General features: G+C 52.4%; 9 protein-coding genes and 1 pseudogene. 7 read left to right on the top strand and 3 right to left on the bottom strand.

Going from position 1 to position 6,000, the window contains the following annotated elements; translation table 11 throughout:
* A pseudogene (locus V6N04_RS19030) lies at nucleotides 1-110 on the top strand (IS200/IS605 family transposase); the annotation flags it as partial.
* Nucleotides 111-259: 149 nt separating this feature from the next.
* Nucleotides 260-874, top strand: a complete 615-nt coding sequence (locus V6N04_RS17820) for a hypothetical protein (RefSeq protein ID WP_371171540.1) — start codon at nucleotides 260-262, stop codon at nucleotides 872-874.
* A 474-nt stretch (nucleotides 875-1,348) separates the two neighbouring features.
* On the opposite strand, the gene V6N04_RS17815 is transcribed toward V6N04_RS17820, so the two are convergent.
* A complete protein-coding gene (locus V6N04_RS17815) occupies nucleotides 1,349-1,531 on the bottom strand; it encodes a hypothetical protein (RefSeq protein ID WP_371171539.1) in 183 nt (60 codons plus the stop codon).
* Between the two features lie 326 nt (nucleotides 1,532-1,857).
* Here V6N04_RS17815 and V6N04_RS17810 point away from each other — a divergent pair, with 326 nt between their 5' ends.
* A complete protein-coding gene (locus V6N04_RS17810; RefSeq protein WP_371171538.1) occupies nucleotides 1,858-2,172 on the top strand; it encodes a hypothetical protein in 315 nt (104 codons plus the stop codon).
* Between the two features lie 347 nt (nucleotides 2,173-2,519).
* On the opposite strand, the gene V6N04_RS17805 is transcribed toward V6N04_RS17810, so the two are convergent.
* Both V6N04_RS17805 and V6N04_RS17800 read right to left on the bottom strand, forming a co-directional pair.
* Complete coding sequence (locus V6N04_RS17805) at nucleotides 2,520-2,837, bottom strand: hypothetical protein (RefSeq protein ID WP_371171537.1); 318 nt, start codon at nucleotides 2,835-2,837, stop codon at nucleotides 2,520-2,522.
* A 254-nt stretch (nucleotides 2,838-3,091) separates the two neighbouring features.
* Nucleotides 3,092-4,213: an IS110 family RNA-guided transposase gene (locus tag V6N04_RS17800; protein ID WP_371171536.1), complete on the bottom strand. Its 1,122-nt coding sequence runs from the start codon at nucleotides 4,211-4,213 to the stop codon at nucleotides 3,092-3,094.
* A gap of 85 nt (nucleotides 4,214-4,298) precedes the next feature.
* Between V6N04_RS17800 and V6N04_RS17795 the strand changes: the two genes are divergently transcribed.
* The 4 genes from V6N04_RS17795 to V6N04_RS17780 all read left to right on the top strand — a co-directional run bounded on the left by V6N04_RS17795 (nucleotide 4,299) and on the right by V6N04_RS17780 (nucleotide 5,721).
* Nucleotides 4,299-4,472 carry a hypothetical protein gene (locus V6N04_RS17795; RefSeq protein WP_371171535.1) on the top strand — a complete coding sequence of 58 codons (174 nt, stop codon included), beginning with the start codon at nucleotides 4,299-4,301 and terminating at the stop codon, nucleotides 4,470-4,472.
* Nucleotides 4,473-4,777: 305 nt separating this feature from the next.
* The gene (locus tag V6N04_RS17790) at nucleotides 4,778-5,026 is read left to right on the top strand and encodes a hypothetical protein (RefSeq protein ID WP_371171534.1); all 249 of its coding nucleotides are present in this window, start codon (nucleotides 4,778-4,780) and stop codon (nucleotides 5,024-5,026) included.
* A gap of 43 nt (nucleotides 5,027-5,069) precedes the next feature.
* Entirely contained in the window at nucleotides 5,070-5,312 is a 243-nt protein-coding gene (locus V6N04_RS17785) for a type II toxin-antitoxin system Phd/YefM family antitoxin (protein ID WP_371171533.1), read from the top strand.
* The gene (locus V6N04_RS17780; RefSeq protein WP_371171532.1) at nucleotides 5,302-5,721 is read left to right on the top strand and encodes a hypothetical protein; all 420 of its coding nucleotides are present in this window, start codon (nucleotides 5,302-5,304) and stop codon (nucleotides 5,719-5,721) included. The genes V6N04_RS17785 and V6N04_RS17780 overlap by 11 nt, the downstream gene beginning before the upstream one ends.
* Nucleotides 5,722-6,000 lie beyond the last annotated feature (279 nt).

Here is a 6,000-nt window from a genome sequence, read left to right as displayed (position 1 = left end):
GATTTTGGGGCCGTGGGTATTTCTCGACCACCAACGGTGCCATCACAGAGGACATCGTACTTCAGTACTTGGAAAAGCACATCGCCGATCCTACCGGCGCCAGCCGGTAGTCGTTCAGTTCCTTTTTGTGGTTGAAAAGGTAACTGGCCCCGCTTCGGTGGGGCCTCTTTCTTATGTGGACGAATGTCAACTCAGGTCATTTTCTTGACATTGGCCCTCAGCTAGCGCGAAGTTGAGAAAACGTTTCGAGGTGATACATTTGACCAATTCTCGCCAACACTTACTGTTTACTGCATTGTTCGAGAACTTTCCGTCGATTGTTTTCTTAGCGCTGGTTCATTGGAGCGGTGACTTACGACTTGCCGGTTGGGCTGGCGCTATTTTAGCGGCTGTTGTTTGCACAGCTTACACGATTGGAAGGCTCCGGCCACATCCAGTATTGCTTGGAATCAACATATATATGCTTGTGATTACCCCAACAGTCGAAACGATCATTTTTCTTGGCTTAAGCTCTGTGGCCGATACATTGATTGCTAATGCACAATCATTTGTTCTGGTCGCAATTCTTCTTACGGGCAGTACTCTGACATTGATTTCGCAGCGCGGCTTTATTGGTGTGCAAAGCAAACATCCGAAACTTGTCGTGCGGTACTCGTTTGTCTTGCTGGCTATCAGCCTTTTGTCGGTGTTATGGACATTTGTGATCCATGCCGAAAGGTTTGTAGAAATTGGTGTGCCGTTACTTTTCTTGTTCGGAGTTCGGCAGTTTTTGGCAGCCAGAATTGAAGATCAAGAAGAACGGCAAACCGGCGGGCGTCTTGTCGTGCCGGCCGCACTGGGATCGCAAGCTCAAGAATTGGATTTTGGCGCGTAACTCTCATCCCCGCGTTGACGACATGCACAATGTTGATACCCAAGTCTTTCAGCTGATGCGCAATAGCTGCTTCACCTGAGGGGCAGGTGTGGCTCTTAACCAACCCGTCTTCCTTGGGAAACAGGGCAACCGAATAGGTCTTCTTGTGAATATCGAGGCCGACGACGACAGGTTGGTCTCCCACCGCTGCCACAAGCCGCGAAATGCGTGTTGCTTTCGTGACTATGCTGGCAACTCCTATGATTGGAATGTTCCGGCATCGCAGCAGTTAGCCGCGTCGCCGTCCAGCATGGAATTTTTTGGTAGAAAGAAAATGGCCGTGCAAAAGGAGCCTGCACGGCCATTAGGGTTTGCGAGACCGACGGGAATATGAAAGGTTTCGCTTCCTGATAAATACCTAATTCTATTATGTGTAGTATTCCAGAGATTGAACGCAATCACTCGCGTCTGCCGCAAATTGGAGCATCACACCGCCTATTCGACGCCGTTATCGGACATAATCCCAACACCATTCTTGGCAATTCGCATCTTCTCTGAAGGATAGTCGCGATCACGGATGCTTTCGACACGAACATCAACAAATTCGGTGCCACCGCATTTTGAGCACCCCATCGGTGGATAGTGCAGAGGGTGATCATGAGCGACAATGTTCAGCAAGTCAGACGCCAAGAATGTCGCGCCGCGCTAGCAAAGATTGCAGCGCAACAGAATGACTTGATTGTCTCTGGCCGCATCCTTCATTGTTCGAAATGGTTTTGCGGGATGCGCCCGAATGGGTGGGCGTGAGGCAGGCATGTTCTGAATTGGAACATAGTAGGAACAACTTGCAAGGTCCGACGCGACGCTTTTGAGCCTCGATGCCGTGTTGCTCCATGCGTAACATTCTGATTCTCCGGTTGGAAACTACCGGCTGGATTTCTTAACTGGTCTCCGTTAGTTGTCTGTGTGTTGTCGGGTGTAATGTTTTTTCTGGTGAGTTTTTGGTGAGCATATTTGATATTTCGGCTGGCACCGATCCTTTGGTGTTCTTTCAAGAAGCAATTGAACACGGCTGCACTGATTTGCACTCAACATTGTGCAAGATCGTCGCCAATCTACCAGAAGAAACCTGCCAAAAAATCGCTGCCGACATCGCAGCCTTTGAGACGACCAGCACTGTTTCAACCTTGATTGAGCGTGTGTTTCAAGCAACAATTCGATGTTACCAAGCCGAGCAAGTTTTTGGCGAAGAGCAAGAACACCTTTCAAATCCAATTCCAGCGCTAATTGACAGCATTGATGACAATCTGTTCCGCTAAGAGTTCGATAAGATAGCTTTGTTCTAAGTTGTTCATTGGCGATGGCCGCGCCCTAGGCTTCAGCCGGCATACCGGCTTACGCCCCGAACCACCCTGCCCTATCTCCCTGCGGCCAGCTGCGCTTCGGCTATCGCGGATCCGCGTGCGGCTTCCCTTGGGGCGTTTTTGTCGATGCCATTGCGTGCGCTGTTTTGATCTTCCACTTGATCTGTCTGGAATGTGGCTATCCACATGGAACATGATCAGCTGCACAAACCGAGACTTCGTGGTCGTTTGCATCATCAATGTCGGGTGGAGCTGGCCCGGTGTCCCATCCATTCTTGCCGTTCCCTGTTTGAAATTCACAGTTAGAGCAGGCACACCATTTCCGATCCCTCATATGTGTTTCTATCTGATAAAACATCGCGCGCAGCCGGGGTGAGCCGCGGTTCAAGAACCGCTTCAACAGGTATTTTCCCCTGCCCTTCCCTGCGTGATGGGCATTCCTCGCGCATCAAAATACCTGCTGACACCCCCCTCATAGCTGCACGCCAGAAAATGTTTATCGAAACACAAAATGAAGGATCTACAAAATGGCACAAGCTCTGAAACTGCGCGTTAAAACCGGCGAAAAAGACGGCAAGAACTTCTCTAATGACCGCAGTCAAGCCTTGCTTCCAACGCATTGAACTCGCCCAGAAGAAACTGGCGGTTCCGTTTGTGTGCAAATGCGGCGGGCAGGATGCCGGGGCAATGTGCGACGGTTGATCATACTCTAATCCGCGCGTTCAAAGCGCATTCCGGCATACGTCGCGGGACCCTTGTCTGGAACGCGGGCATAGAAACCTGATGGATCTGCCCTACAAGTTCTCGGGGATTCCCTGACCTTCCCCGGCACCCAGCCCGCCGCATTGAATTGTTCGATTCTACCTATCGGTGGTTACGATTGCGTATTTTGCTCGTTTGGCTCCACGGTATGCGCCAAAACCCAAATGAAACCGACCAATTCTCGAGCGACGGCTGTGATTGCCAAAGGCATTTTCTTTCCACGAGCAACCAAGCGACGGTATCTGCCACAAAGGCGGACTTGCGCCTTCCAGCCTATGTCTTTTGCAGCCTGGGGAATCCCCTCTTGCCTCAGCATCATTTGCATACCGATCTTTGCGGGTTGTCGGTATGCCCACGCCGCTTCGATCAGCGTGCTTCTTGCCAGTATGTTGCCCGTTTTGGTGATCCGGCCTCGACGGGTGGTCTCACCGCTGGAGCGTTCTCCTGGAACGAGGCCGAGAAATGCCATCAACTGGCGTGGGTGCTGAAAACGGCGTATATCGCCGATCTCAGCGACGAGCGTCACAGCCGTAATCAACGCGACACCTCGAAGGGCCTGCAGAGCTTCGACAACAGGCGCAAGCGACCAGTCCGGCACAAACATTTGGATCTGTTCTTCAATACTATCGCGTCGAGCCTCAGCTTGTTCCACTGCATTGAGATATGTCTGAAATGCAACCTGTTGAGCCGGGTGAGGAAAGCTCTGGTTTGCCAGCCATCTACGGTGGCTACGCTTCCAAGCTGTTTTGCCCCAAATGCGGCCCTGGCGAAGCAAAAAGCTTGTCACGCGTTGCCGCGCGCATCGTACATCCTTTGTAGCAGAATTGCGCACCCGGATCAGATCGCGCATCGCTTCATGAACTTCATCCGGGACCCAAACCGACGTTAGCTCATCGGCACGAGACAGCCGAGCCAACATCACTGCGTCACGCCGATCCGTCTTGATCCGATCGCCCGGGCGACGCGGCGTATGGGCTGGCGACACAACTTCGCATGCGTGACCAGCTGCTAGAATTTGTCGGTACAGGCCATAACCGCAAGGCCCTGCTTCATATACAAAATGCAGCCGATCATGACGCACGCTTAACTTCTTCAACAGCCGCGCAACAGAATCCGGCGTGCTTGCAATCTCTCCCCATTCCCGAACTTCACCTCCTCGGGAGGCTTCGGCCACTGCTACGGCTATTGTCTCTTTGTGGACATCAAGGCCCACGAATGCGCTATATTCTGACATGGTTCGTCTCCCTGTGCATGAGGCTCGGCACTCATAGTGCAACCCTCGTTCATCGTTTGCACACGATGGAGGCGAGCCACCTAACGTGGCAAGCGCTAGGCTGCTTAGCGGTCATACCGTCTGGAACACCTGCGGAGTTCTCTTCCTCAACACCGACGACGACGGCAACGTCACTTCGGTCACAGTGAAGCACGACATGTTCCCCGGTGTGGAAATGGCAGCATTCCCAGCCAAACCAAAAGAGGAAGATCAAGACTAAGGCGCTATCGCACCTGGGCGGTCGAAAGAGCGCCCTTTCGCGTGTTCGCAAAGCCGCACGCGGCGCGGTGCTCCAGACAATGTTCGACGCGCTGCGTCGCCCCCTGCCCTCCTCACCAAACAACTACATGCCTGGACAGGCATAGAGCCTTGGGGTTCGAGCAAGTCGAACGCCGCTTCGGCTGACTAGCGGTAAGGATACCGCCGGATTGAAGCGAATTAGACAGACCCGAGTTGTCGGCTGCGCCTCCTGCCCGCGCCAGTCCGTCGAATTCGCTCAAATCCTTCCTTTCATCGCATTCGAGGATGATCAAGCGCAAATGGTCAAAGTCATTTGCAGCACCTTCCAACAGGTTCCGGCCGACGCGATCCGGCAGCTTCTATCAAAGGCAGTGTGTTTCCCTTGAGGTGTTCACTGGCGCCGCCCAATGGGAAGCCGCTGAAAAAGAGCGGGTGCAGCGCCTTATTCTCGAACGCAAGGAAAGGCTTGAGGATTTAGGGACCGGGCTGGTCTTTTTCTTTCCAGATTGCCGAGGTTTGCTTGCATATATATGAAATATCCGTATATTACATATATAACGGACTAAGGAGTAGGCAGATGAAAGAATTTGCAGCCGCTGAAATGAACCGCTCACCCGCCGACATTTTCGAAGCAGCGACGATCGCGCCCGTTGCGATCACGAAGCACAGAAAGCCCCGCTTTGTGGTTATGTCTATGGAGCGCTACGAAACACTGACAGAGGGCCGCACAACGCAAGTTGCTGTGTCCGTAGCTGATATGCCACCAGAACTGGGCGCACTGCTGGACAAAGGCTTAGAGGAACATTTCAGTGGCAAATGATTTCCCAACAGCGGGGCAGGTTTTTGATTACCACTATCTTTGGAACTGGCAGGCCGAAGAAGGCGAGACCGAAGGCCGGAAAAAGCGGCCTAGCTGTATGGCACTGGTGATGATGAACGCGCAGGGGCAACATGTTTTGTTTATTGCGCCGATCACCAGTAAGAAACCGGACGCCGAACGCATCGCAATCGCTATCCCTGAGACAGAGGCACACCGTGCCAAGCTCGACACAGATATTCCCCTTTGGGTGATCGTGGATGAGTTGAACGCCGATGTGCTGGAAGCGTCTTATACGCTGGAAGATCGTAGCCCCAGAGGGCAATTCGGCCCAGCATTCACAGGCACAGTTTTGCGGGCAATCCAATCTATCCGCAAAACTGGCAAGCTTAGTATTTCAAATAGAACATAGAAGCTTCTGTTTCGCTGTCTTCACCGCATCGACCGCTGTCTTTAGAAGGTCGGAAAAGCACACGCTTCATACTACGACGCACATAGAATCTCCCCTCGCCCACAAGGCTTTTCAGCCCTTCGATATTTGAAGTCTACGGGCTGCTAAGCCTTGTTCCCGCTGGCGCCTTTAATGACATTCCTGCTTTGCACAACCAGTGACATTTCTGAATGGTGTTTACAGGGTCGAAAAATTCGTGTTCGTCGAAAAAATCACAAGCGATGCGCTCGCCGCAAAAAC

It is taken from the genome of Aliiroseovarius conchicola (assembly GCF_041403445.1).
In the GTDB taxonomy this organism is placed as follows: domain Bacteria; phylum Pseudomonadota; class Alphaproteobacteria; order Rhodobacterales; family Rhodobacteraceae; genus Aliiroseovarius; species Aliiroseovarius conchicola.
Note: the sequence above shows the minus strand (reverse complement) of the source record. Positions and strands in the feature narration are given on the sequence as shown.

Excerpts from the sequence above, each read along its gene's own strand:
- V6N04_RS17785 (WP_371171533.1), top strand. The coding sequence starts at position 5,070 with ATGAAAGAATTTGCAGCCGCTGAAATGAACCGCTCACCCGCCGACATT.
- V6N04_RS17790 (WP_371171534.1), top strand. The coding sequence starts at position 4,778 with ATGATCAAGCGCAAATGGTCAAAGTCATTTGCAGCACCTTCCAACAGG.
- V6N04_RS17800 (WP_371171536.1), bottom strand. The coding sequence starts at position 4,213 with ATGTCAGAATATAGCGCATTCGTGGGCCTTGATGTCCACAAAGAGACA.
- V6N04_RS17805 (WP_371171537.1), bottom strand. The coding sequence starts at position 2,837 with ATGCGTTGGAAGCAAGGCTTGACTGCGGTCATTAGAGAAGTTCTTGCC.